The 22,806-nt window shown below is 63.6% G+C and carries 22 protein-coding genes; 2 read left to right on the top strand and 20 right to left on the bottom strand.

Going from position 1 to position 22,806, the window contains the following annotated elements; all coding sequences use genetic code 11:
* Positions 1–223 precede the first annotated feature (223 nt).
* From XpopCFBP1817_RS05405 to rlmD, 9 genes are all read right to left on the bottom strand, one after another.
* Positions 224–430 (bottom strand): cold-shock protein, encoded by a 207-nt coding sequence (locus tag XpopCFBP1817_RS05405; RefSeq protein WP_128416323.1) that lies wholly within the window; start codon positions 428–430, stop codon positions 224–226.
* A gap of 87 nt (positions 431–517) precedes the next feature.
* Positions 518–1,270 (bottom strand): S-methyl-5'-thioinosine phosphorylase, encoded by a 753-nt coding sequence (locus tag XpopCFBP1817_RS05400; protein WP_128416322.1) that lies wholly within the window; start codon positions 1,268–1,270, stop codon positions 518–520.
* 84 nt (positions 1,271–1,354) lie between these two features.
* Positions 1,355–1,909: a hypoxanthine-guanine phosphoribosyltransferase gene (locus XpopCFBP1817_RS05395; protein ID WP_128416321.1), complete on the bottom strand. Its 555-nt coding sequence runs from the start codon at positions 1,907–1,909 to the stop codon at positions 1,355–1,357.
* Positions 1,909–2,913, bottom strand: coding sequence for a beta-N-acetylhexosaminidase (gene nagZ, locus XpopCFBP1817_RS05390; protein WP_128416320.1), 1,005 nt, complete (start codon positions 2,911–2,913; stop codon positions 1,909–1,911). Before nagZ ends, XpopCFBP1817_RS05395 begins: the two co-directional genes overlap by 1 nt.
* 152 nt (positions 2,914–3,065) lie before the next feature.
* Positions 3,066–4,643: a cryptochrome/photolyase family protein gene (locus XpopCFBP1817_RS05385; RefSeq protein WP_128416319.1), complete on the bottom strand. Its 1,578-nt coding sequence runs from the start codon at positions 4,641–4,643 to the stop codon at positions 3,066–3,068.
* Positions 4,644–4,827: 184 nt separating this feature from the next.
* On the bottom strand, positions 4,828–5,790 hold the full coding sequence (locus XpopCFBP1817_RS05380) for an NAD(P)/FAD-dependent oxidoreductase (RefSeq protein ID WP_244171064.1): 963 nt from the start codon (positions 5,788–5,790) through the stop codon (positions 4,828–4,830).
* 67 nt (positions 5,791–5,857) lie between these two features.
* Positions 5,858–6,541: a DsbA family oxidoreductase gene (locus XpopCFBP1817_RS05375; RefSeq protein ID WP_128416317.1), complete on the bottom strand. Its 684-nt coding sequence runs from the start codon at positions 6,539–6,541 to the stop codon at positions 5,858–5,860.
* A gap of 72 nt (positions 6,542–6,613) precedes the next feature.
* Positions 6,614–7,138, bottom strand: a complete 525-nt coding sequence (locus XpopCFBP1817_RS05370; RefSeq protein WP_128416316.1) for a CYTH domain-containing protein — start codon at positions 7,136–7,138, stop codon at positions 6,614–6,616.
* 80 nt (positions 7,139–7,218) lie between these two features.
* A complete protein-coding gene (gene rlmD / locus XpopCFBP1817_RS05365; protein WP_128416315.1) occupies positions 7,219–8,553 on the bottom strand; it encodes a 23S rRNA (uracil(1939)-C(5))-methyltransferase RlmD in 1,335 nt (444 codons plus the stop codon).
* A gap of 157 nt (positions 8,554–8,710) precedes the next feature.
* Here rlmD and XpopCFBP1817_RS05360 point away from each other — a divergent pair, with 157 nt between their 5' ends.
* Positions 8,711–9,433, top strand: coding sequence for a response regulator (locus tag XpopCFBP1817_RS05360; RefSeq protein ID WP_128416314.1), 723 nt, complete (start codon positions 8,711–8,713; stop codon positions 9,431–9,433).
* A gap of 33 nt (positions 9,434–9,466) precedes the next feature.
* Here XpopCFBP1817_RS05360 and recO read toward each other — a convergent pair whose 3' ends face one another.
* The 9 genes from recO to rpoE form a co-directional block, all read right to left on the bottom strand.
* Complete coding sequence (gene recO, locus XpopCFBP1817_RS05355; RefSeq protein ID WP_128416313.1) at positions 9,467–10,189, bottom strand: DNA repair protein RecO; 723 nt, start codon at positions 10,187–10,189, stop codon at positions 9,467–9,469.
* Between the two features lie 27 nt (positions 10,190–10,216).
* Positions 10,217–11,113: a GTPase Era gene (gene era / locus XpopCFBP1817_RS05350; protein WP_128416312.1), complete on the bottom strand. Its 897-nt coding sequence runs from the start codon at positions 11,111–11,113 to the stop codon at positions 10,217–10,219.
* On the bottom strand, positions 11,110–11,790 hold the full coding sequence (rnc, locus tag XpopCFBP1817_RS05345) for a ribonuclease III (RefSeq protein ID WP_128416327.1): 681 nt from the start codon (positions 11,788–11,790) through the stop codon (positions 11,110–11,112). Before rnc ends, era begins: the two co-directional genes overlap by 4 nt.
* Entirely contained in the window at positions 11,780–12,187 is a 408-nt protein-coding gene (locus XpopCFBP1817_RS05340; protein WP_128416311.1) for a DUF4845 domain-containing protein, read from the bottom strand. The genes rnc and XpopCFBP1817_RS05340 overlap by 11 nt, the downstream gene beginning before the upstream one ends.
* Positions 12,187–12,987, bottom strand: coding sequence for a signal peptidase I (lepB, locus tag XpopCFBP1817_RS05335; protein WP_128416310.1), 801 nt, complete (start codon positions 12,985–12,987; stop codon positions 12,187–12,189). Before lepB ends, XpopCFBP1817_RS05340 begins: the two co-directional genes overlap by 1 nt.
* 99 nt (positions 12,988–13,086) lie before the next feature.
* Positions 13,087–14,877 carry a translation elongation factor 4 gene (gene lepA, locus XpopCFBP1817_RS05330; RefSeq protein WP_167393837.1) on the bottom strand — a complete coding sequence of 597 codons (1,791 nt, stop codon included), beginning with the start codon at positions 14,875–14,877 and terminating at the stop codon, positions 13,087–13,089.
* A gap of 186 nt (positions 14,878–15,063) precedes the next feature.
* Positions 15,064–16,659, bottom strand: coding sequence for a DegQ family serine endoprotease (locus XpopCFBP1817_RS05325; protein ID WP_128416308.1), 1,596 nt, complete (start codon positions 16,657–16,659; stop codon positions 15,064–15,066).
* A 111-nt stretch (positions 16,660–16,770) separates the two neighbouring features.
* The gene (locus XpopCFBP1817_RS05320) at positions 16,771–17,655 is read right to left on the bottom strand and encodes a sigma-E factor negative regulatory protein (RefSeq protein ID WP_128416307.1); all 885 of its coding nucleotides are present in this window, start codon (positions 17,653–17,655) and stop codon (positions 16,771–16,773) included.
* Positions 17,652–18,272 (bottom strand): RNA polymerase sigma factor RpoE, encoded by a 621-nt coding sequence (gene rpoE, locus XpopCFBP1817_RS05315; protein WP_128416326.1) that lies wholly within the window; start codon positions 18,270–18,272, stop codon positions 17,652–17,654. Before rpoE ends, XpopCFBP1817_RS05320 begins: the two co-directional genes overlap by 4 nt.
* A 236-nt stretch (positions 18,273–18,508) precedes the next feature.
* Between rpoE and XpopCFBP1817_RS05310 the strand changes: the two genes are divergently transcribed.
* Positions 18,509–20,590 (top strand): 3-hydroxyacyl-CoA dehydrogenase NAD-binding domain-containing protein, encoded by a 2,082-nt coding sequence (locus XpopCFBP1817_RS05310; protein WP_128416306.1) that lies wholly within the window; start codon positions 18,509–18,511, stop codon positions 20,588–20,590.
* Between the two features lie 71 nt (positions 20,591–20,661).
* Here XpopCFBP1817_RS05310 and XpopCFBP1817_RS05305 read toward each other — a convergent pair whose 3' ends face one another.
* On the bottom strand, positions 20,662–21,630 hold the full coding sequence (locus XpopCFBP1817_RS05305; RefSeq protein WP_128416305.1) for a cation diffusion facilitator family transporter: 969 nt from the start codon (positions 21,628–21,630) through the stop codon (positions 20,662–20,664).
* A 130-nt stretch (positions 21,631–21,760) separates the two neighbouring features.
* A complete protein-coding gene (gene mmsB, locus XpopCFBP1817_RS05300; protein WP_128416325.1) occupies positions 21,761–22,663 on the bottom strand; it encodes a 3-hydroxyisobutyrate dehydrogenase in 903 nt (300 codons plus the stop codon).
* Between the last annotated feature and the right edge of the window lie 143 nt (positions 22,664–22,806).

Here is a 22,806-nt window from a genome sequence, read left to right as displayed (position 1 = left end):
CGCTGATTTTTTGAAGGTATGGTCATCATCCAGTGCGTGTCACCACGGCTACGACTTGGTTGTTCGAGGTGCCCTTAAGAAAAAACGGCGCTTCCACCTCTCGGGTAAGCGCCGCTTCTATTGGGATTGGCCACCGTGCCCAGTTCAAAAGCTATCGATCAGAAGCTTAAGTGAACAGGATTACCGCCGTGGAGGGGTTCTTCAACCGCACAATCGACTCAGATCACTCGATAAGCGTGATATTCGAAGCCTGGGCCCCCTTGGGGCCCTGGGTCACGTCATAACTGACGCGCTGGCCCTCCTGCAGGCTGCGAAAGCCCTTGGAGTTGATCGCGGAGAAGTGCGCAAAGACATCGGCGCTGCCGTCATCCGGTGAGATGAAGACAAATCCCTTGGCGTCGTTGAACCACTTGACGGTACCGTTCGGCATGGTGATGCGAGACCTTTGCAATAATTAATGGGTGGTGTACGACGATGCGTACGCGCCGAGTATGCAAAGCTTATTCCCCAATAACAATCACCCGCGTGCAAGTTCGCCAATCAGCTCGGGCAGTCCCGACGAGGCGGCCTCGACATTACTCAACACCTCGGCCATGGTGATTTCCTGCGCGTCGCCGCAGCCAGCCGCCCAGTTCGCAACGATCGCCAAACACGCATATTCCAGGCCTTTTTCGCGTGCAAGCCCCGCTTCGGGCATGCCGGTCATACCGACTACATCGCAGCCATCGCGACGCATGCGCACGATCTCTGCAATCGTTTCCAAACGTGGTCCTTGCGTGGTTCCGTAACATCCATCGGCCACCAGCGTGACACCCGCCACTTTGGCGGCAGCGATGACTTTGCTGCGAAACATCGGCGAATACGGATGGCCGAAATCCACGTGCTGCACCTCGCTGCCGGGCTCTTCGCAGAAAGTAGATACGCGGCCCCAGCTATAATCGATCAACTGCTCTGGGCAGGCCAGCACGCGCGGGCCGAACCTCTCGGTAATGCCACCGACGGTGTTGAGCGCAAGCACGCGCGAGGCGCCGATTTGTTGCAGCGCAGCGATGTTTGCGCGGTAATTCACCTTGTGCGGCGGCAGCGAATGGCTTTCACCATGGCGCGCCAGAAACGCCACGCGGTGACCCAGCAACATGCCGACACGAATCGGCCCGGAGGGCGCGCCATACGGCGTTTCGATGTCGTGCGTCTGCACCTGGTCCAGCTGCGCAAGCTTGTAAACACCAGTGCCGCCGATGACGGCCAATGCGATGGAATTGGGGGACACAACCGACCTCTGCTGCAGAAAGACATGACGGTGCGCGCACGCGTGCGCGCCGGGCTCCCGCAGCGATGCGGGCACACTGCGGAGTTACTGCTTCATCGCGTAGATGGCGGGAATGCCGCGCAGCTGCTCGTTGACGTCCATGCCGAAGCCGAACACGTAGCGGTCGGCCACTTCCGCGCACACATAATCGGCGGCCACGCCAGGCACGCAGCGGTCGTGACGCTTGACGGTCAACACCGCCACACGCACGTCGGTAGCGCCCTGCTCTAGACACCATTGGCGCACGCCCTGCAGCGTGTACCCCTCATCGAGAATGTCGTCGACCAGAATCACCCGGCGGCCGAACAGCGCGGTGGCCGGGCGGTGCTTCCACACCAGATCGCCGCCGGTAAGTTCGCCGCGATAACGGGTGGCGTGCAGATAATCGAACTGCAGGTCCTGGCCGCGCGCGCCCAGCTCCAGCGCCAACTGGCCGGAGAACGGCAGCGCGCCATGCATGATGGTGAGATACACCGGCACTTCGCCGGCATAGTCGTGCGCGATGGCATCTGCGATGGTACCGACGGCGACGTCGATGGCGGGGCGGTCGACCAGCAGATCGGCTTGGGCCAGGGCCTGGGAAATGGTGAGCGTGGACATCAGGCAGTTGTTCCGAAAGGGGCGAAAGGGGAGGTGGTGAATGAGGCGTCGGAGCCTGCGAGCAGACCATCCCAGCCCAGCGCGCCGCGGCCGATCAGGCCAATCAATGCTGCGGTATTGAGGCTGCGGCCTTGCATGGCCTGCAGCGATTGATCGACCAGTTCCGGGTGGCAGACCAGGACCACGTCGCAACCGGCATCCAGATGCGCGTGCACCCGGCCGGCCACGCCGCCGGCGCTGAACGAGGCGGCCATGCCGATGTCGTCGGAGAACACCACGCCGCGGAAACCCAGTTGCCCGCGCAGGATCTGCTCGATCCAGCGCGGCGAATAACCGGCCGGTTCCGGTGCGACCTGCGGGTAGACCACGTGCGCCATCATCACCGCGTCGGCGCCGGCCTCGATGCCGGCCACGAACGGCAGCAGATCTTCGGCCTGCAAGACGTCCAGCGAACGCGGGTCGCTGGCATGGTCGACATGGGTGTCTTCCAGCACCGTGCCGTGGCCGGGAAAATGCTTGAGCGTGGCGGCCATGCCGGCGCCGTGCAGTGCCTGCACATAGGCCCGGGTGAAGCTGGCCACGATCTGCGGGTCGTCGCTGAAGGCGCGATCGCCAATGGCGCGATTGCCGCGGCCCAGATCCACCACCGGCGCGAAACTCAGGTCCACGCCGCTGGCGCGTAATTCGCTGGCCATCAGCTGCGCATGCGCACGCGCGGCGGCAAGGGCGGCCTTAGGGTCCTGGGCATACTGCGCACCGAAGCTCTGCAGCGGCGCCAAGGCGCTGAAACCTTCGCGAAAACGCTGCACGCGCCCGCCTTCCTGGTCAACGCAGATCAGCACCGGGCGCGGTGCCGCAGCGCGGATGGAGGCGGACAGCTCGGCCACTTGCGTGCGCGAGGCGAAGTTGCGCTTGAACAGCACCACGCCGGCGACCGCGTCGTGCTGCAGCCAGTCGCGTTCCTGTGCACTGAGTTCGGTACCGGCAACGCCGATCAGAAGCATGTTGGGGGACTCCTGGGCCAGGCGCCACGTTGGCGCAGCGCGGCATTGTCGCAGATGTGCGTTGCAGCGTCAGATCGCGCATTCAGGCTAGCCAGCGTTACTGGCCCTATCAGTCCGGCCCGCGCAATTTCTGTTATGCCATACCCGCCCCCTCAGAGCACTTGCAGCGTCGCGCGCCAATGCGCAGCCTGCGCCTGCACCTGGGCCAGCACCTCCGGTGCCATGTCGTCGAGCTGCCGGTACGGCATCGCCAGCCGCTCGTTGGCTTGCAGAAGAGTGCGCTGCCGCGCAAGGAAATCCCAATACAGCGCATTGTACGGACAGGCCTGCGCGCCAACCCGCGCCTTGCGCTGATATTTGCAGCCGCCGCAGTAATCGCTCATGCGGTCGATATAGGCCGCGCCACTGATATAAGGCTTGCTGCCGAGCAGGCCGCCATCGGCGAACTGGCTCATGCCAACCGTATTGGGCAATTCCACCCATTCGAACGCGTCGATATACACCCCTAGATACCAGCGATGCAGCGCCTGCGGATCCAGCCCTGCCAGCAGCGCGAAATTGCCGATCACCATCAGCCGCTGGATATGGTGCGCATGCGCATTGGCCAGCGAATTACCGATGGCATCGGCCAGGCAGCGCATGCCGATCTTCCCATTCCAGAACCAGTGCGGTAGCGGCACATGCTGATCGAGCTGATTGGACTGCGCATAGCCGGGCATCTGCGACCAATACACGCCACGCACGTATTCGCGCCAGCCAAGAATCTGACGAATAAAGCCTTCCACCGATGCCAGCGGCGCATGCCCGTCATGCCATGCCGCCTCCGCGCGCGCGATCACCTCACGCGGATGCAGCAGTTTGACGTTGAGCGCGAACGACAGCAGCGAATGGAACAAGCGCGGGCTGCGCGTGCTCATCGCATCTTCGTAGCGACCGAAATGCGGCAACGCATGCGTAATGAAGGCATCCAGATGTTGCAGCGCTTCGTCGCGGTCGAGCGGCCATGGCAGCGCATCAGCGTTTGGCGCGCCGAAGCTGCGCACACCGGCCGCCTCAATGCAGCTCCACAGCGCGCGGTGATCGTGCGCTATGCGCCAGTCCTGCGGCGCGGGCGGATCGCCCGGCCACGGCGCACGGTTGTCGTGATCGAAATTCCAGCGCCCACCTTCCGGCTCGCCGGATGCATCGAGCAGGATCCGATGACAACGGCGCATCTTTCGATAAAACACGTCCATGCGCCATTGGCTGCTGGGGCGAAAACACGCTGCGACCTCATCGCGTTCGGTCAGAAAATGCTCGCTATCGACCATGCCTGTGGCGAAGGGCTGGCGTGCGCACCAGTGTTGCAATGCTTCATCCAGCCGCCATTCGTCCGGTGCCTGATAGTCCAGATGGCTGGCGCGGTAATGCGCCATCAGCGCGTCCAGATTGGTGGGAATCGACTGCCGATTGCTGGGGTTGTCGATGGCCACGTAACGCACCCGATGACCGGCCTGCCGCAAGCGCGCAGCGAACGCACGCATCGCCGCGAAGATCGCCAGGATCTTCTGCGCATGGTGCAGCACGTAGTCGGTTTCTTCGCGCACTTCCATCAGCACGTAGACCACGCCCGCATCGGTCGTATCGAACCAGCTGTGTTGCGGATTGAGTTGATCGCCCAGGATCAGGCGCAGCGTATGTGCCGGTGCCTGTGGGTTGAGGTCAGCTGCAGTTGCGTTGGGATCGCTCATTTATGCGGATCTAGTGCATGCGCAGTGAATGTCGCAGCGATTGAAGTCGCAGCCTCGCACGCGATCACCAGTTCCACCTGGTCTATGAATTTTGCGCGGCCCACATGCGACTGCGGACGGCATGCTTTGCATGCGTTGTCTGGATCGACATGACAGTGCATACGCCGCTGCGCGTGCCACAACGTCACCCGCGGTGGCCGAGCGCGGCATCACTGGCACGCACACGCTCAGCCAGCGCCACGCCGCTTTGCCAGGCCCCTTCGACCTTGCCGCCTGCCAACCAGTCGCCACACATGCCGATGCTCAAGTGCGCATCCCAGGCACAGCCGATCTGCAAGGGCGGATCGGTGCTGGCCACTGTCCAGCGATACGCATCGCACGACAGTGGCAATGGCAAACCAAGCGCGGCCACGTTTGGCAACAGACTGGCGATCGCTGCTTCAGACGTTGCGTCGAGATGCGCCTGGCTCCACTCGGCATTGGCGTGCAGCAGCCAGGTTTCGACGCCATGTCGTCCAGGCTTGCTGGAGTTGCGCGCTACCCAGCGCAATGGGCCCGCATTGACGAACAAGGCCTCGTAACCGGGGTCGACCTGCAAGTCGAAATGCAGCACTACCGCCCAAGCCGGTCGCATCCGTGCGCTAGCGGCAATCCTCACAAGCGTGGGCGCGATGTCCGCCAGTAATGCAGCTGCAAACGGCGCCGGCACCGCTAGCAACACAGTGTCGAAGGCGCGTGTCGTATCGTCTCCCGACATTGCCAGCTGCCATGTGTCGCCGTTGCGCTGCATCGCTCGCACAGCGCTGCCCAATCGAACATCCAATCGCGCAGCAAGCGCACGCGCCGGTGCGGCCATGTCGGGCACACCGACAAAGCGGGTCAGTACGCTCTGAGACGCGCGCAGGTCGGCGCCATCCCAACTGGCGACGCGTGCAGGCCAGGCCGCAGCGATGCCGCTCGCAATCCACTCGTCAACCACGGCTGCAAACACGGGATCGCGTGCGGTGAAATACTGCGCGCCGTGATCGCACTGCCAGCCATAGCCAACGCAGCTGCGCATGCGTCCGCCGGGCACATCGCCCTGCTCGAACAGCGTCACCGCCCATCCCGACGCCTGCAGCCGCTGCGCGCAGGCAAGCCCTGCCAATNGGGGGGGGGGGGGCGGGCCGTGTCATCTCGTCAGCTGTTGGGAGTTGCAAGACGCCGCAGGCAGTTCACACCGCGCAGCCATCAGGCCCGCAGGCATCGGGCCCGCCGATTGGCGCCGATTCGGCGGCCAGCTGCAACAGCGCTTGCGCAAAGCTCTCTGGTGGCTGCGCGCCCTGGATCAGGCTGCGTCCATCGATCACGAAACTGGGCACCGCACGGATACCCAGCGCAGCGGCTTGCGCCAATTGCGCCTGGACGGCAGCGATGCCTTCGTCAGAGTCCAACAGTGCGCGCACGCGCGCCTCATCAAGATCGCCAGCGGCCCCGGCAGATACCAGCGTCTCGGTCGCGCCGACGTTCTGACCTTCGGTAAAATGCGCATGAAACAGCGCTTCGATCACTGCCTCGACATCGCCTTCGCGGCTCGCCAGCCAGATCAGCCGATGTGCGCGCAGCGTGCTCACCTGCACCTGGCCGCGCCCGAAATCGAATGGCAGGCCTTCGGCGCGTGCGGTGGCCTGGGTCTGCGCCAACATCTGATCCACGCGCGTGGCACCGCCGAACTTTTGCGCCAGCGCATCGCGCAACGGCGTTGGCTCCAGGCCGGCGTCGGGATCCAGCTGAAACGCGTGGTAATGGATGTCAAGTGTCGGTACCTGCGCGCCGAGCGCGGCTACCGCTTGCTCAAAACGGCGCTTACTGATCCAGCACCAGGGGCAGATAACGTCGGACCAGATATCAATGCGCATGAGCGGGGGATTGGAGATTGACCATGGTGGATTGGCAAAGCATAAGCCCAACATCGATGCTTCACCGCGCTTTTACGCATCCCCACTCCCGACGCACGAATCCCGGCTCTCCTCCCACTGCGAGAACGGATGCGAGGCCAGCGCCAAGTTGTAGTAGCGCACATCGTCGGTGACTTCCGCGCCGATCCAGTCGGGCTTGGCAAACGCCTCGTCGGCGTTGCCAAGTTCGATCTCGGCCACCACCAGCCCGGCGTTGTCGCCGAGAAATTCGTCCACTTCCCACACATGGCCCTGGTACTCGACCAGATGCCGGCGCTTGTCGATCAAACCGCCGACACACAGCGCAAGCAGCGCACGCGCATCGACCACCGGAACCGGGTAGTCGAACTCCTGCCGCGTATGCCCGACCTGCCGCGACTTCAGATTGAGAAATGCGCTCTCCCCCTGGATGCGCACACGCACAGACGCGTTCTGCGCCCCGCTACGCATCGCCGCCTGGTCGTTGATATAGCCCTGCGCCATCGGGATCACTGCATGCGCAGCAGTGCGCCAACCGTCGCCGGTGACGAGAAACTTGCGTTCGATTTCGATAGGCATGGGATTGGGGATTGGAAATTAGGGATTGGTCAAAGCAGCAAACTGGTGGACAGCGGCAATGCGCTCTTGCCCATCCCCAATCACCGCCGCTCAAACACCGCGATGCTTTCCACGTGCGCGGTATGCGGAAACATATCCATCGCACCGGCGGCCTTGAGCATGAAGCCCTGCTCATTGACCAGATAGCCGGCATCGCGCGCCAGCGAGCCTGGGTGGCAGCTCACATAAACGATGCGCTCGAACTTTTTCAATGGCAGCTGTTGCAACACGTCGAGCGCGCCCGAACGTGGCGGATCCAGCAGCAGCTTGTCGAAGCCCTGCCGCATCCACGCGGTGTGGCGCTGATCCTGGGTCAGGTCGGCCGCGTAAAACTGCGCATTCTCCAGACCATTGCGCTGCGCATTCTCGCGCGCGCGCGCCACCAGCCCGGCATCGCCTTCAACACCGACCACTTCGCGCACACCGCGCGCCAGAGGCAGGGTGAAATTGCCCAGGCCGCAGAATAGATCCAGCACGCGGTCGTCCGGCTTTGCCTCGAGTAATGCCAGTGCACGCGCAATCATTTTCTGGTTGAGCGAAGCGTTAACCTGGATAAAGTCCAGCGGCCGGAACGCCAGCTCCACATCCCACTGCGGCAAGCGGAACGACAGCGGCACATTTTGCGGCCACAGCGGATGCACGCTCTCCACGCCGCCCGGCTGCAGGAAGATCGCAAACGCGTGCGCCTGCGCAAATTCCGTCAGCGCCTGCAGATCGCGCTCGCTGAGTGGCTGTATGTGGCGGATGGTCAGCACCACCGCGTCGTCACCGGCAATGAATTCAATCTGCGGGATGTCGCGCTTGCCGTCCATCGCTTCGACCAGCGCAGCCAGCAGTGGAATTTTTCCGCCGATCTGCGGGATGACCGTGTAGCAGACAGACAGATCGGCCACGAAGCGCGGATCGAGCTCGCGGAAACCGACCAGCGTCTTGTCTTTCTTCTCCACCCGCCGCACCGAGAAACGCCCCTTGCGACGGTAGCCCCAGTTGTCGCCCACCAGGGCCGGCAGGATCGCCTGCGGGGTGACGTGACCGATGCGTTCCAGGTTGTCCATCAGCACGCGCTGCTTGGCCCCGATCTGCTGCGACGCGTGCAGATGCTGCAGCACGCAGCCGGCGCAGACGCCGAAATGCGGGCAGCGCGGCGTCACCCGTTGCGGCGAGGCTTCCAGCACCTCTACCGTTTTGGCCTCATCGAAATGCCGGCTGCGCGCGGTGGGTTCGGCACGCACCACCTCACCGGGTAGGGCGCCGCTGATGAAAGTGACCTTGCCGCCCTCGCCCTCGCGGCGCGCAACGCCGCGGCCGTCGTGACTGAGGTCGATGATGGCGGTCTGGAACGGGGTACGGTCGAAACGGTTTCTGGTTCTGGCCACGTGGCGCCAAGCTGCGGGCGAAAAGGGTGCGTATTGTCGCAGATGCGATCGATGGAGGCCGCTTGAAGCGACGGGACAATTGTCGCGCCCCGCAAACCCAGGCAAACTTCGGGTGCGCGCGGCGGACACGACGCGGCATCGCTGACAAGGAGGCAGCATGAATATGGCGACACGTCAGCAACACCATCCACGACTCTTGTTGGTGGAAGACGACCCGATCAGCCGCGGGTTTATCCAGGCCGTCCTGGAAGATCTCCCCGCCCGGGTGGATTGCGCCGATTCGCTATCTTCGGGGCTGGACAGCGCCCGCGAACGGCGTCACGACCTTTGGCTGATCGACGTCAATCTTCCAGATGGCACCGGCAGCGACCTGCTGCGCGCATTACGGCTATTGCACCCCGGCGTGCCCGCACTCGCCCACACCGCCGGCGGCAGTATGACCATGCAATGCAGCCTGCAGTCCGATGGGTTTCTGGAAATGCTGGTCAAGCCGCTGAGCTCCGAACGCCTGCTGCAGGCGGTGCGTCGCGGACTGGCACGTGGCCGTTACAGCCTGGCGGCGGTCGGCGTGGTCGACATCGCCGCCAGCGATTGGGACGAAGCGGCCGCACTCAGCGCGCTCAACGGCCAGCAACATCATTTGAACGCGCTACGCGAATTGTTCCTGACCGAGTTGCCCATCACGCGCGACGCGGTGGATTCTGCCCTCCAGATCAGCGACGAGCTGGCCCTGCGCAATCACCTGCACCGGCTGCAGGCCAGTTGTGGTTTTGTCGGTGCGGCACGACTTGCCGGTGCGATCCGTCTGCTGCGCGACGATCCGCAATCCAGCACCGCGCAGACGCAGTTTCATGCGGCGGTGGCGGCGCTGCTTCACTAAGACTGTTGCACTGAGAAGGCCAGAGCGAATCCCTCAACGCCGGCGCGCCAGGTCCTCGAGCATTTCCCAGGATTTCAGGCCGCGTCCGCCCAGGTGATGCAGCAGCACGCCACGCATGCTGCGGCGCAATCCCGGCATGTCGTCGGTCGCCGGCATAACGTCTTCGCCCAGCGCCAATAGCGCGGCGCCGGTGACGGTTTCGCGCCGGTCCTGCGCCAGCCGCTCGCTCAACATGCGCAATGCGCCTTCCTGCGGATCGAGGCGGTAACGTGCCGCCGGGTCGATCGGTTGGCCGTCGTTGTCGTGTTGCAGATCGAACCCAAAGCCCAGGCCATCGAGCACATCGCGCTCGAACTGGCGCAGTCCCCAGGCCAACGGCAGGTTGGATGCAAGATGCACACGCGCCTGCGCATAGCAATCAAACAGCTCGGGCACCGGGTCGTTGCGTGGGGCCAGGCGCAGCAGCAACTCGCTGATATAGAAGCCGGCCAACATGGTCTCGCCGACCAGGCGCGGCGCGGTGTCCAAGGCCTCGGCCTGGCGGAGTTGCGCAAGTTCGCCGCGCTGCATCGCCGTGAACTGGATCAGTTGCAAGGGCTGCAATGCAGCACGCAAAGCCTGCTTGCGCGGCCCGTGCACACCACGCGCCAGCAACCCCACCCGTCCCTGCTGCTCGCTCAGCACTTCCACCAGCAGGCTGGCCTCGCGCCAGGGCCGGAAATGCAGGACGAAGCCGCGTTCGTTTTCGATCAGCATGGCGGCAGGTGGGACCGGGCCCCGGCCTTACTCGTACCCGAATGCCTTCAATGCGGCCTCGTCGTCCGACCAACCCTCGCGGACGCGCACCCAGGTTTCCAGGAATACCTTGGCACCAAACAGCCGCTCCATCTGCAAGCGCGCCTTGCCGCCGATTTCTTTCAAGCGGGTGCCGCCCTTGCCGATCACGATCGCCTTCTGGCCTTCGCGCTCGACCCAGATCACCGCACCGATGCGCAGCAATGCGCCGTCTTCGGCGAAGCGCTCAATCTCCACCGTAGTGGCGTACGGAAGCTCTTCGCCAAGCTGGCGCATCAACTGCTCGCGCACCAGTTCGCCGGCCATAAAGCGCTGGCTGCGATCGGTGATTTCGTCTTCGCCGAACATCGCCTCGGCCTCGGGCACCAGCTTGAGCAGATCGCCGACCAGCGCTTCCAGGCCCTTGCGCTTGAGCGCAGACACCGGATGCACTGCGGCGAAGCGACGGCCTTCGCTGACCTGTGCCAGGAACGGGAACAGCGCGGTTTTGTCCTTTAGCCGGTCGACCTTGTTGACGACCAACACTACCGGCACTTTGGAATCGCTCAAGACCTTGAAGGCCAGCGTATCTTCTTCGTCCCAACGGCCGGCTTCGATCACCAGCACTGCGGCATCCACACCTTCCAGCGAACCGCGCGCGGCGCGATTCATCACCCGGTTCATGGCGCGCTTCTGCTCGCGATGCAATCCGGGCGTATCCACCAGCGCCAACTGACCCTCGGGGAACGTGGCAATGCCCAACAAGCGATGCCGCGTGGTCTGCGGCCGGTTGGACACGATGCTGACCTTCGCGCCGACCAGCGCATTGGTCAGGGTGGACTTGCCGACGTTGGGACGGCCGATCACCGCAACGCTACCGCTACGGTGGGGAGAGGTTTCGCTCACGTATTTGAATCCAGTTGTGCGATGACAAGAGTGGCCGCCTGTTGCTCGGCGAGACGGCGCGAGGTGCCCTGGCCATGCGCGGTGGCAACGGGCTGCTCAAGAATGCAGGCGACATGGAACTGCTTGGCGTGTTCGTCGCCGCTCTCGCTGATCAACGCGTAATTGGGCAGCGGAAGTTGGCGCGCCTGCAGCCATTCCTGCAGCCGTGTCTTGGGATCTTTTTCAGCCTTACCCACCGGCAAAGCAGCTAGCGAAGCTTCAAACCAGGGCAGCACGACGGCGCGGCAACGCTCGAAGCCACAGTCCAGATAGATCGCCGCGACGATCGCCTCAACCGCGTCGGCCAGGATCGAATCGCGCCGGTGTCCACCGGATTTCAGTTCACCCGGACCGAGCGTCAAGCGCTCGCCCAGATTCAGCGTGCGGCCGATGACGGCCAGCGCACCTTCGCGTACGAGTTCAGCGCGCGCGCGGGTCAATGCGCCTTCGTCGGCCTTGGGCCAGCGCTGATACAGCGCCTCGGCGATCAGCAGATTGACGATGCCGTCGCCAAGAAATTCCAGTCGCTCGTTATGCGGGGTCCCGGCGCTGCGATGCCGCAGCGCCTGGGCGAGCAGACCGGGATCGGCAAACGCGTGCCCGATCGGATCGCCACGCTGGAAAGTTCTATTGCCCACCACGTCCAGTCATGTCCTGCGACATATCGAATTTGCCGACCACATCCAGATTGCCGATCATTTCGCGGCGCACTTCGTAGTTGACCTTCATGCGCCAGCCGCCTTCGATGCGCTCGAACTTGACGTCTTCTTTTTTGACGTTTTCCGAGTAATTGATGTACAGCCGACGGAAGAACAGATCCTGCAACTTGGATGGGTCCATATCGCCAGCGCCGGGCTCTTTGGCCAGCCCCTTCATCGCTGCGCGCACGGAATAATATTCCTGATACATCGGAAACAGCTTCATTCCCAGATACAGGCCAAACCCCACCACCGCCAGCACCACCACGAACGACGTCAACGTCATACCGCTTTGCTTGCGCTTCATTGTGTGTCCCCAGGCACGCCCCGCGTGCATTACTGAATTCCAGTCCCGATCCGCGACGGATCGAAACTTCCCTTGCAGAACCACCCTTCGCAATTGAGCCAGATCAGAAACGCCTTGCCGCGCAGATTGGCTTCCGGCAGGAAGTGCGTCTGGGTCCAGAATCGGCTGTCCTCACTATTGTCGCGATTATCTCCCATCACGAAATAGCTGGCTGCCGGCACGGTCCAGTCGCCCTGCCCGGCAGGCATGTTGCGATCGACCCATTCCAGCACGGTGTGCGTGCGGCCCGGCAACTCCTCGACCAGTAGCGTGGTGCCGGTCATCTCGGCGCCCTTGCCCTTGCCGATGTACTCGCCCTTGACCGTGTAGCGCATCGGCTTGTCGTTGATATACAGCGTGTCGCCATGGAAACCGATCTTGTCGCCCGGCAAACCCACGACGCGCTTGATCCAGTTCTGGTCAGGTGCATGCGGCGGCTTGAACACCACCACGTCGCCACGCTTGGGCTCGCCGGTGGGAATGAACTTGGTATTGGTGATCGGCAGACGGAGACCGTACGCGAACTTGTTGACCAGGATGAAATCGCCGATCAGCAGATTGGGCATCATCGAACTGGACGGAATCTTGTACGGCTCGGCCACGAAGCTGCGCAGGATCAGCACCACCGCCAGCACCGGGAAGAAGGCGCGCGAGTAATCGATAATCACCGGCTCGCTGTCCAGCAGCCCGGCACGCGCAGCGCGGCGACTGGCCAGAAACAGCTTGTCCAGCAACCAGATGAAGCCGGTGCCCAGCGTCAGCACGACCAGGGCGATTTCGAACCATTTCATTGATGTTCCTTCGGAACGGGGATTCGGAATTTGAAATTGGGTATTCGCAAAAAACTCAGGACTGGCGAGTCGTTGCCAATCCAGAATCACGAATCCAGGCTACTTATCCATCTGCAAGACAGCCAGGAAGGCATCCTGCGGAATCTCCACGCGGCCGACCTGCTTCATGCGCTTCTTGCCCTCTTTCTGCTTTTCCAGCAGCTTTTTCTTGCGCGAAACGTCGCCACCATAGCATTTGGCCAACACATTCTTGCGCATCGCCTTGACCGTGGAGCGCGAGATGATCTGCGCGCCGACGGCTGCTTGAATTGCCACGTCGAACATCTGCCGCGGGATCAATTCTTTCATCTTTTCACACAGCTCGCGTCCGCGCCGATCGGCGTAGCTGCGGTGCACGATGATCGACAACGCGTCGACCTTGTCGCCGTTGATCAAGGTATCCACACGCACGAACGGGCCGGCATCGAAACGCAGGAAGTGATAATCCAGAGAGGCGTAACCGCGCGAGACTGACTTGAGTTTGTCGAAGAAATCCAGCACCACTTCGGCCATCGGCAACTCGTAGCTGATCTGCACCTGGCTACCCAGATAATTGATGCCGATCTGGCTACCGCGCTTTTCTTCGCACAAGGTGATGATGTTGCCGACGTAATCGGGCGGGGTGAGGATATTGGCGCGAATGATCGGCTCTCGGATCTCTTCCACATGGTTCAGCTGCGGCAGCTTGGACGGATTGTCCATCGGGATCACGCTGCCGTCGGTCTTGAGCACTTCATAGACCACGGTGGGCGCGGTGGAGATCAGATTGAGGTTGTACTCGCGCTCCAGACGCTCCTGCACGATTTCCATGTGCAGCATGCCGAGGAAACCGCAGCGGAAGCCGAAGCCCATCGCCTCGGAACTTTCCGGCTCGAAGCGCAGCGCCGCATCGTTCAGACGCAGCTTGTCCAAGGCTTCGCGCAGGTCTGGATAATCCTCGGCATCGACCGGGAACAGGCCGGCGAACACGCGCGGTTGCATTTCCTGGAAACCGGGCAGCGCTTGCGGCGCGGGGTCTGAAGCCAGCGTCAGGGTGTCGCCGACCGGCGCGCCGTGCACGTCCTTGATCGAGGCGTTGATCCAGCCCACTTCGCCGGCGCCCAGTGCGTACAGCTCCTTGCGCTTGGGGGTGAACACACCGACCTTGTCGACCAGATGCGTGCGACCGGTGGACATCACCAGGATCTTGCTGCCCGGCTTGATCTCGCCCTGCATCACCCGCACCAGCGAGACCACGCCCAGGTAGTTATCGAACCAGGAGTCGATGATCAGCGCCTGCAACTTGTCGGTGTCGCGCGGAGTGGGCGGCGGAATCCGTTTCACGATCGCTTCCAGCACCATATCGACGTTGAAGCCTGTCTTGGCGCTGACCGCCACCGCATCTTCGGCATCGATACCGATCACCGCTTCGATCTCGGCCTTGGCGCGTTCGACGTCGGCGGTCGGCAGGTCGATCTTGTTGAGCACCGGCACCACTTCCAGACCTTGCTCCACTGCGGTGTAGCAGTTGGCGACCGACTGCGCTTCCACGCCCTGGGCCGCATCCACCACCAGCAGCGCGCCTTCGCAGGCCGCAAGCGAACGGCTGACTTCATAGGAGAAATCGACATGCCCTGGGGTGTCGATGAAGTTCAGTTGGTAGACCTGCCCGTCTTTTGCCGTGTAGGGCAAAGACACCGATTGGGCCTTGATCGTGATGCCACGCTCGCGCTCGATCGGGTTGGAGTCAAGCACCTGGGCTTCCATCTCGCGCGCCTGAAGGCCGCCGCACAGCTGGATAATCCGGTCGGCCAGGGTGGATTTCCCGTGGTCGACGTGGGCAATGATGGAGAAGTTGCGGATATTCCGCATTGAATCAGAGGACATTGAGGTGGGCGCCGGCGGAGCCGTCGTCAGGGCAACGCGGCATTATCGCATGCTTTGGGGCCGGGATCAGAGAGTGGGGATTGGGGATCCGAAAAAGCAGCAGCAGCGGCTCGCCACGCACGGCAAGCCGCTGCTGCCAATCCGGAATCACCCATCCCGCATGCCGGCCTCTTAGCCGCCAGCCTTCAAAGCGACATAGCTGGTGGCCTTGCCGTCGGTGACCAGCAGCATGACCACATCGCCCTGCTTGACACTGGCCAGCGCGCGCTTGATGTCGGCGACGCTGCCGACCTTGGTGCGACCGACACGCGCGATGATCAGGCCCGGCGACAATGGCGGCTGGGTACTGCGTGCTGCCGCACCGGTGACCGAGGCGATGCGTACGCCCTCGCCCGCTTCCAGACCCAGACGACTGCGCTCGGCAGCGGTCAGATCGGCAACCTGCAGCCCAAGCAGCTCCACACTGGCCGGCGGGCTGGGCTTGGTGTCGTCGGCAGCGGTGCGCGGTGCGGCGTTGCCGGCCGGGTTGTCCAGCGTGGCCAGGGTGACCGTCACCTTGCGCGGCTTGCCGTCGCGCAACACGTCCAACGTGACCTTGGTGCCCGGCGCCATCAGCCCGATCATCGGCGGTAGATCGCTGAAGACATCGATCGGCTTGCCGTTGACCGCGCGGATCACATCGCCTACCTCGATCCCGGCCTTGGTTGCCGGGCTGCTGGCGGGAATGTCGTTGACCAGTGCGCCGCGCGTATCCGGCAGGCCCAAGCCCTGTGCCTTGAGCGTATCGATCGGGCCGACCGCCACACCCAGCATGCCGCGACTCACATGACCGGTGGCCTTGATCTGCTCGGCAGCACTGAAGGCCAGATCGATCGGGATCGCGAAGCTAATGCCCATGTATCCGCCGGACGCGGAGAAGATCTGCGAGTTGATGCCGACCACTTCGCCGCGCGTGTTGAGCAGCGGGCCACCGGAGTTGCCCTGATTGATCGCCACGTCGGTCTGGATGAACGGCACGTAGCGCTGGTCCGCATATGGATTGCTGCGGCCAGTCGCACTGACGATACCGGCGGTGACCGAGTGGTCCAGGCCGAACGGCGAGCCGATCGCCACCACCCACTGGCCCGGCTTGAGCGAATTGGAATCGCCAAGCCGCACGGTCGGCAGGCCCTTGGCCTCGATCTTCAGCAATGCCACGTCGAACTGCTCGTCGCTGCCGACCACCTTAGCCTTGAACTCGCGCCGGTCGGTCAGCTTGACGGTCACCTCGCTGGCACCATCGACCACGTGATGGTTGGTCAGCACATAGCCGTCGGCCGAAATGATGAAGCCCGAGCCCATCGACTTGCCGGCGATGCCGCCATCGTCATCGCCCTGCCCCGGACCACCTGGGCCACCGGGCCCCTGGCGCGGCCCGCCCGGCATCTGGAAATCCGGCCCGAAGAAGCGGCGGAAGAATTCCGGCATCTGCTCGTCACCGGGCATCGCGCCGCCATCCTGCCCACCCTGCCCACCGCGCCGCTGGCGCGCCATGGCGTCCTTGCGGGTAACGGTGGTTTCGATATTGACCACGCCCGGGCCGACCTGTTCGACCAGATTGGTGAAGTCCGGCAATCCGGCCACCAGCTGCGGTGCCGGCGTGGCGCTGCGGTTGGCGGCAATCGGTGCGGCGTCCTTGTCGGCAGGGGCGGGCTGCTGCGCGCAGGCGGCCAACGGCAGGGTCATGGCGATCAGGCCGAACATCTGGGTGCGAATGCGATGGTTCATCAGGTTGCCTCCGATGGCAGGGCGACAGGGGCCGAAGCCCATGCGGATACACGGGTTCGGCAACATAACGGGTAAGTAAGGACGCCGAACGGGTGAAGACCGGCGGCCAGATCAGTCTTGCGGCGGCTGCACCGGCAGCGATCGACTCGGTGCCGGGCTGGCGATGACTTGCGGGGCAGGCTCGAATGGGTAGAACGCCGGGCCCTGACGGCTTTGGCTGAAACTGGCAGTGAGCGGACTTTCGCCAGCACCGGACAGCGCCGCGCGCGGCCAGGGCCGTGCCTGCAACGTCGTCTCCGAATGCGTAAACGGGTTCGACGGCGGCGTGGCTGAACTCGCGACCGGGGCAATCAGTGCCGGTGTGGCAACGGGCACCATGCGGGTCGGCGCCTGCTGCTGGCGGGAAGCCACACTACGGGCCACCTGCTGATTCCGCGTGGCCGCACCGCGGCGGGTGGAGGCCAGCGCAGCGGCAGGCACCGCTGCAGCAAGCGCGACAACGTTGTCGGGTGTGGCCGGATCCGGTGTCGCCGGCGCCTTCGGTGCTGCAGGCAGCGGCGCAGTAGCAGGCATCTGCGCGACCGAGGCAAACACCGGCACCTCGGCGGCAGACGGCGCAGCCTCCGGCAAACGCTCGCGCGCCATGAACAAAGCGATCGCAACGACCGATGCCGCAATCGCCGCGCCGCCCCCCCAACGCCAGCGCGCTGCCGAGCGCGTGGATGGCTGCACCTGCGGAACGGGCTCATCTGCAATGGCAGTGCGCACACGCGCTGCGAAATCCAGCGGCGCCGGCGCGCTGGCTGCGCCGCGCAGCACATCGCTGCACAGCTGCCAACGTTCGTGGCAACCGGCCAGTTCTTCGTCGTGGGCCAGACGGCGCAGCAAGAAGCGCGACTCGTCGGCGTTCAATTCGCCATCCACCAGTGCAGACAGCTGCTGGCGGTAGTGAAGCTCGAACTTCTCGGCAGTGGACATGGCAGGGTGATGGCTCATACGCGGTGTCGCTCACGGGTAGCGCTTTCGGTCTCCAACAGAGGCCGCAGCTCGATGTCGATGGCCTCGCGCGCCCGGAAGATGCGCGAGCGCACCGTTCCGATCGGGCAATCCATTTTTCGCGCGATTTCGTCATAGCTCAGCCCGTCCACCTCGCGCAGGGTGATGGCCGACCGAAGTTCTTCCGGCAAGGCTTGGACCGCACGCATCACCGTTTGTTCCAGCTCCTGTCGCATCAATTCGCGCTCCGGGGTGTCTGTGTCGCGCAAGCGCGTCGCACCATCGAATTGCTCGGCATCGCTGATCTCGATGTCGTCGGTGGGCGGACGGCGCTTGTGCGCAACCAGATGGTTTTTGGCAGTGTTCACGGCAATGCGGTGCAACCACGTATAGAACTGCGAATCGCCACGGAAACTGTTGATCGCGCGGTAAGCGCGCACAAACGCATCCTGGGCCACATCCTGACATTCGCTCCAATCGGCGATGTAGCGCCCGATCAACGCAACGACGCGGTGCTGGTACTTGCGCACCAGCACATCGAACGCTGCGCTCTCGCCGCGCTGCACACGCCGGACCAGTTCCAGATCCAGCTTCTGAGGTGTATCGACTTCGGCCATGTCGGGCCGCACTCCTGTCAGCCCACCGAAGTCGGGCAATGAGACCGCCATTGAAGAGAAAAGTTCATACCGATCCGTACGACCGTCACGCATCAGGGTAGCGGCACCGATGCGCCGCTGGCGATGCCTCGCACCAAGCGCACGCCGCCTTGCCGCCAGGTATGGGTATTTGACGTGAAGGAAACAACCTCTGGATGATAACGATCTTTCCTTTATATCTCCGGACGGCCAGACGCATGCTTCCAGGTTTCGACGGGCTCCGATTCAGCCATTGGCAGGCAGACCTGCGCGAGGACGGTGTTGTCGTGCTCAGCCTTGATCGCCAAGGTGCACCGGTCAACGCGTTTTCACAGGAGGTGCTGCTCGAACTGGGCGCGCTGATCGAGCGGCTGGCGCTGGAGCCGCCCAAGGGCGTGGTGCTGCGCTCGGGCAAGGCCAACGGCTTCATCGCTGGCGCCGACTTGAAGGAATTCCAGGAATTCGACCGCAAAGGAACGTTCAACGCTGCCATCCAGCGCGGCCAGAGCGTCTTTCAGAAGCTGGCCGAACTACCCTGCCCCACGGTCGCGGCGATTCATGGCTTCTGCATGGGTGGCGGCACCGAGATCGCGCTGGCGTGCCGTTATCGGGTGGCGTCCGACGATGGCAGCACGCGTATTGGCCTGCCGGAAACCAAGCTCGGCATCTTTCCCGGCTGGGGCGGCAGCGCTCGCTTGCCGCGTTTGATCGGTGCGCCGGCGGCGATGGATTTGATGCTGACCGGCCGCACCGTCTCGGCCAAGGCTGCGCGTGCGATGGGCTTGATCGACAAGGTCGCCGCGCCTGCAGTGCTGGTCGATGTTGCCGCCGCACTGGCGCTCACCGGCACCAAGCGCCCGTTCAAACAACGCGCAACTGCATGGGCCACCAACACCTTGCTTGCGCGCAAGGTGCTTGCGCCACAGATGCGCAAACAGGTCGCACGCAAGGCGCGCAAGGAGCATTACCCGGCGCCGTACGCGTTGATCACTATGTGGGAGCGCGCAGGTGGCAGCGGCATCCAGGCGCGACTGGCGGCCGAGCGCAAGGCGGTGGTAAACCTCGCCAGCACACCAACGGCGCGCAATCTGATCCGCATCTTCTTTCTCACCGAGCGCTTGAAAGCACTCGGCGGCAAGGACGCTGGCGCTGCGGCGTTGGCTCCCATTCGTCATGTGCATGTGATCGGTGCCGGCGTGATGGGTGGCGATATCGCGGCCTGGGCGGCCTATAAAGGCTTGGAGGTCACGCTGCAGGATCGCGAACAGCGCTTCATCGATACCGCGTTGACGCGCGGCGGCGAGTTGTTCGACAAGCGCGTGAAAGAAGACGCGAAACGCCCGGCGGTGGCGGCGCGTCTGCGTGGCGACCTGGCCGGTGCGGGCGTGGCGCGGGCGGATCTGGTGATCGAAGCGATCATCGAACATCCGCAAGCCAAGCGCGACCTGTACCAAACCATCGAGCCGCAGCTCAAGCCCGATGCGTTGCTGACCACCAACACCTCGTCGATTCCGTTGACCGCGTTGCGTGGGCACCTCCAGCGTCCGGCACAATTCGCCGGCCTGCACTACTTCAATCCGGTGTCGATGATGCCGCTGGTGGAAATCGTACATCACGACGGGCTGGATCCGGCCAACGTCGCGCGCCTGGCGGCGTTCTGCAAGGCGCTGGACAAGTTCCCGGTGCCGGTGGCCGGAACGCCGGGCTTCCTGGTCAATCGCGTGCTGTTCCCGTATCTGCTCGAAGCTGCCACCGCGTATGCCGAAGGCGTACCGGGCCCGGTGCTGGATAACACCGCCGTGAAGTTCGGCATGCCGATGGGGCCGATCGAACTGATCGACACGGTCGGGCTGGATGTGGCCGCAGGTGTGGGCGCGGAACTGGCACCCTTCCTGGACTTGCCGATTCCTGCAGCGCTGGCCACGGTAGAACCGGGCAAGCGTGGCAAGAAGGACGGCCAGGGTTTGTACAAGTGGGAGAACGGCCGCGCGGTCAAACCCCAGGTCGCCAGCGGCTACGCGGTGCCGGCAGACTTGGAAGACCGCTTGATCCTGCCGCTGCTCAATGAAGCAGTCGCCTGCCTGCATGATGGCGTAGTGGCCGATGCGGACCTGCTCGATGCCGGCGTCATCTTCGGCACCGGCTTTGCCCCGTTCCGTGGAGGCCCGATCCAGCACATCCGCAGTGTCGGCGCCGATGCGTTGCTGGAACGTTTGCGAGCGTTGCATGCGCGTTACGGCGAGCGTTTTGCGCCACGCCCAGGCTGGGATTGGCAGGTGTTGCGTGAGGCGGTGGTGTAATTTTGTTTCAATTCCGATAACAGGAAGGTCGCCATTGGCGGCCTTCCTGTTTGAAGCACCAGACTCACCCATCAGTGATGATGGTGCGCGCCATGCGCGTGCAGGTGGCCTTGATGATTCTCCTCCGCAGCGCCTTTCGACACGCCTGGCATACCGCACGGCTCGGTACCGCAGTCGCCGCTTTCCACTTGCAGGGTGACGTGGATGATCTCGAAGCGGTCGTGCAGGAGTTGGCCGAGTGCGTCGCGCAGGCGGTCGCGGTCGATGGTTTCGCTGACCACCACATGTGCGGTGAGTGCGGGGGTGCTGGAGGCCAGTGCCCAGACGTGCAGGTCGTGCACGTCTTCGACGCCGGGGTAGCTAGCCAGCGCCTGCTGTACCTGCGGCAGGTCGATGCCTTTGGGCACGCCTTCCAGCAGTACGTTGATCGCCTCGCGCAGCAACACCCAGGTACGCGGCAGCACCCACAAGCCGATCAGCACTGCCAGCACCGGGTCGATCCAGTGCCAGCCGGTCCAACGGATCAGCAGCGCACCGATGATCACCGCGACCGATCCGAGCATGTCGCTCCAGACTTCCAGATAGGCACCCTTGACGTTGAGGCTCTCACCTCTGCCGGCGTGCAACAGCTTCATCGCGATCAAGTTGATCATCAGGCCGAAGCCGGCGATCAGCAGCATGCCGCTGGAAGAAATGTCCTGCGGCGCGCGGAAGCGTTGCGCGGCTTCTGACAGGATGTACGCGCCGACTGCGAACAACAGTACGCCATTTGCAAGCGCACCGAGCGCTTCGAGCCTCACGTAGCCATAGGTGCGACGCGCGTCGGCTGGGCGACGGCTCAGGCGCACAGCGACCAACGCGATCATCAGGCCGACGGTGTCGGTGGCCATATGCGCGGCGTCGGACAGCAACGCCAGGCTGTTGGTGATGAACGCGCCGATGACCTCCGCCAACAGAAACGTGGCAGTGAGTGAGAGCGCCCACCACAGTGGTTTCTCGTGGCGGATGACGCTAGGTGCGTGGTTGTGGTCGTGTCCCATGGATGCGGTCGCCTCGTGCAATGCGCGCACCTTAGGCGCACGCGATGGCGGAGACTATTACACCTGGGCGTGATGAGATCACATCACGCAAGCGCGGCGATGCACGTTGTTACGCAGTGCGGCCAGTACCTCAAACTTTGGCCACCAACTTGATCACACTGGAAAAATCCAGCGCGCCGTTACCAGCCTGGCTGTTCATCGCATAGAGATTGCGTGCCAGCTCGCCGAGCGGAATCGACACGCCCACCTGCACTGCGGATTCGGCGACCAACCCCAGATCCTTGAGCATCAAATCGTTGCCGAAGCCGCCGCTGTAACCGCGCGATGCCGGCGCATTGGGCAGCACGCCCGGCCAGGGATTGCAGACTTCGGTGGCCCAGCTGCGACCGGTACTGACCGCTATCATCTGCGACAACACCGCCGGGTCCAGCCCCTGCGCAACGCCGAGCGCAAGCGCCTCGCCGGTGGCGGCCATGATCACGCCCAGCGCCATGTTGTTGCACAGTTTGGCGACCTGGCCGGCGCCGCTATCTCCGAGGTGGAAGATGTTCTTGCCCATCGCCTGCAACACGGGCAGCGCGCGCTCCAACACCTCTGCAGCGCCGCCGACGATAAAGGTCAGGCTAGCTGCTGCTGCGCCGGCGGTACCGCCGGACACCGGCGCATCCAGCATCGCCAAGCCACGCACCTGCGCAGCGGCGGCGACCTTGCGTGCGGTGACCGGTGCGATGGTGCTGCAGTCAATCACCAACGCACCAGCTGTAATGTGCGCCAGAATGCCGGCCTCGCCCAGGTACAAGCCTTCGACATGGCGGCTGGCCGGCAGCATCGAGATCACGATTTCGGCATCGGCCAAGGTGTCGTGCGCCGAGCTGGCGGCATGCGCGCCGGCGGCGGCGGCGGCTTCCAGTGCGGCGGGCACCAGATCGAAGACGCGTAACTCGTGCCCGGCCTTACTCAGGTTGGCGGCCATCGGCCCGCCCATATTGCCAAGGCCGATAAAAGCGATCTTGCTCATGGTGTCGGTTTCCAGGTGAGAGCGATCATCAACGAATGAAAATGGCCATTGATAGGCTGCTGGATCGCAGAGCGGCCGTCGCAAACTTCGGAACTGCCGCCACCAATGCGAACGTTGCGATTCCCACGCCTCGTCCGCGTTGCGCTAGCGATAGGCCG

Source organism: Xanthomonas populi (assembly GCF_002940065.1).
Taxonomy (GTDB): domain Bacteria; phylum Pseudomonadota; class Gammaproteobacteria; order Xanthomonadales; family Xanthomonadaceae; genus Xanthomonas; species Xanthomonas populi.
This window is presented reverse-complemented; position numbering and strand designations above follow the sequence as displayed.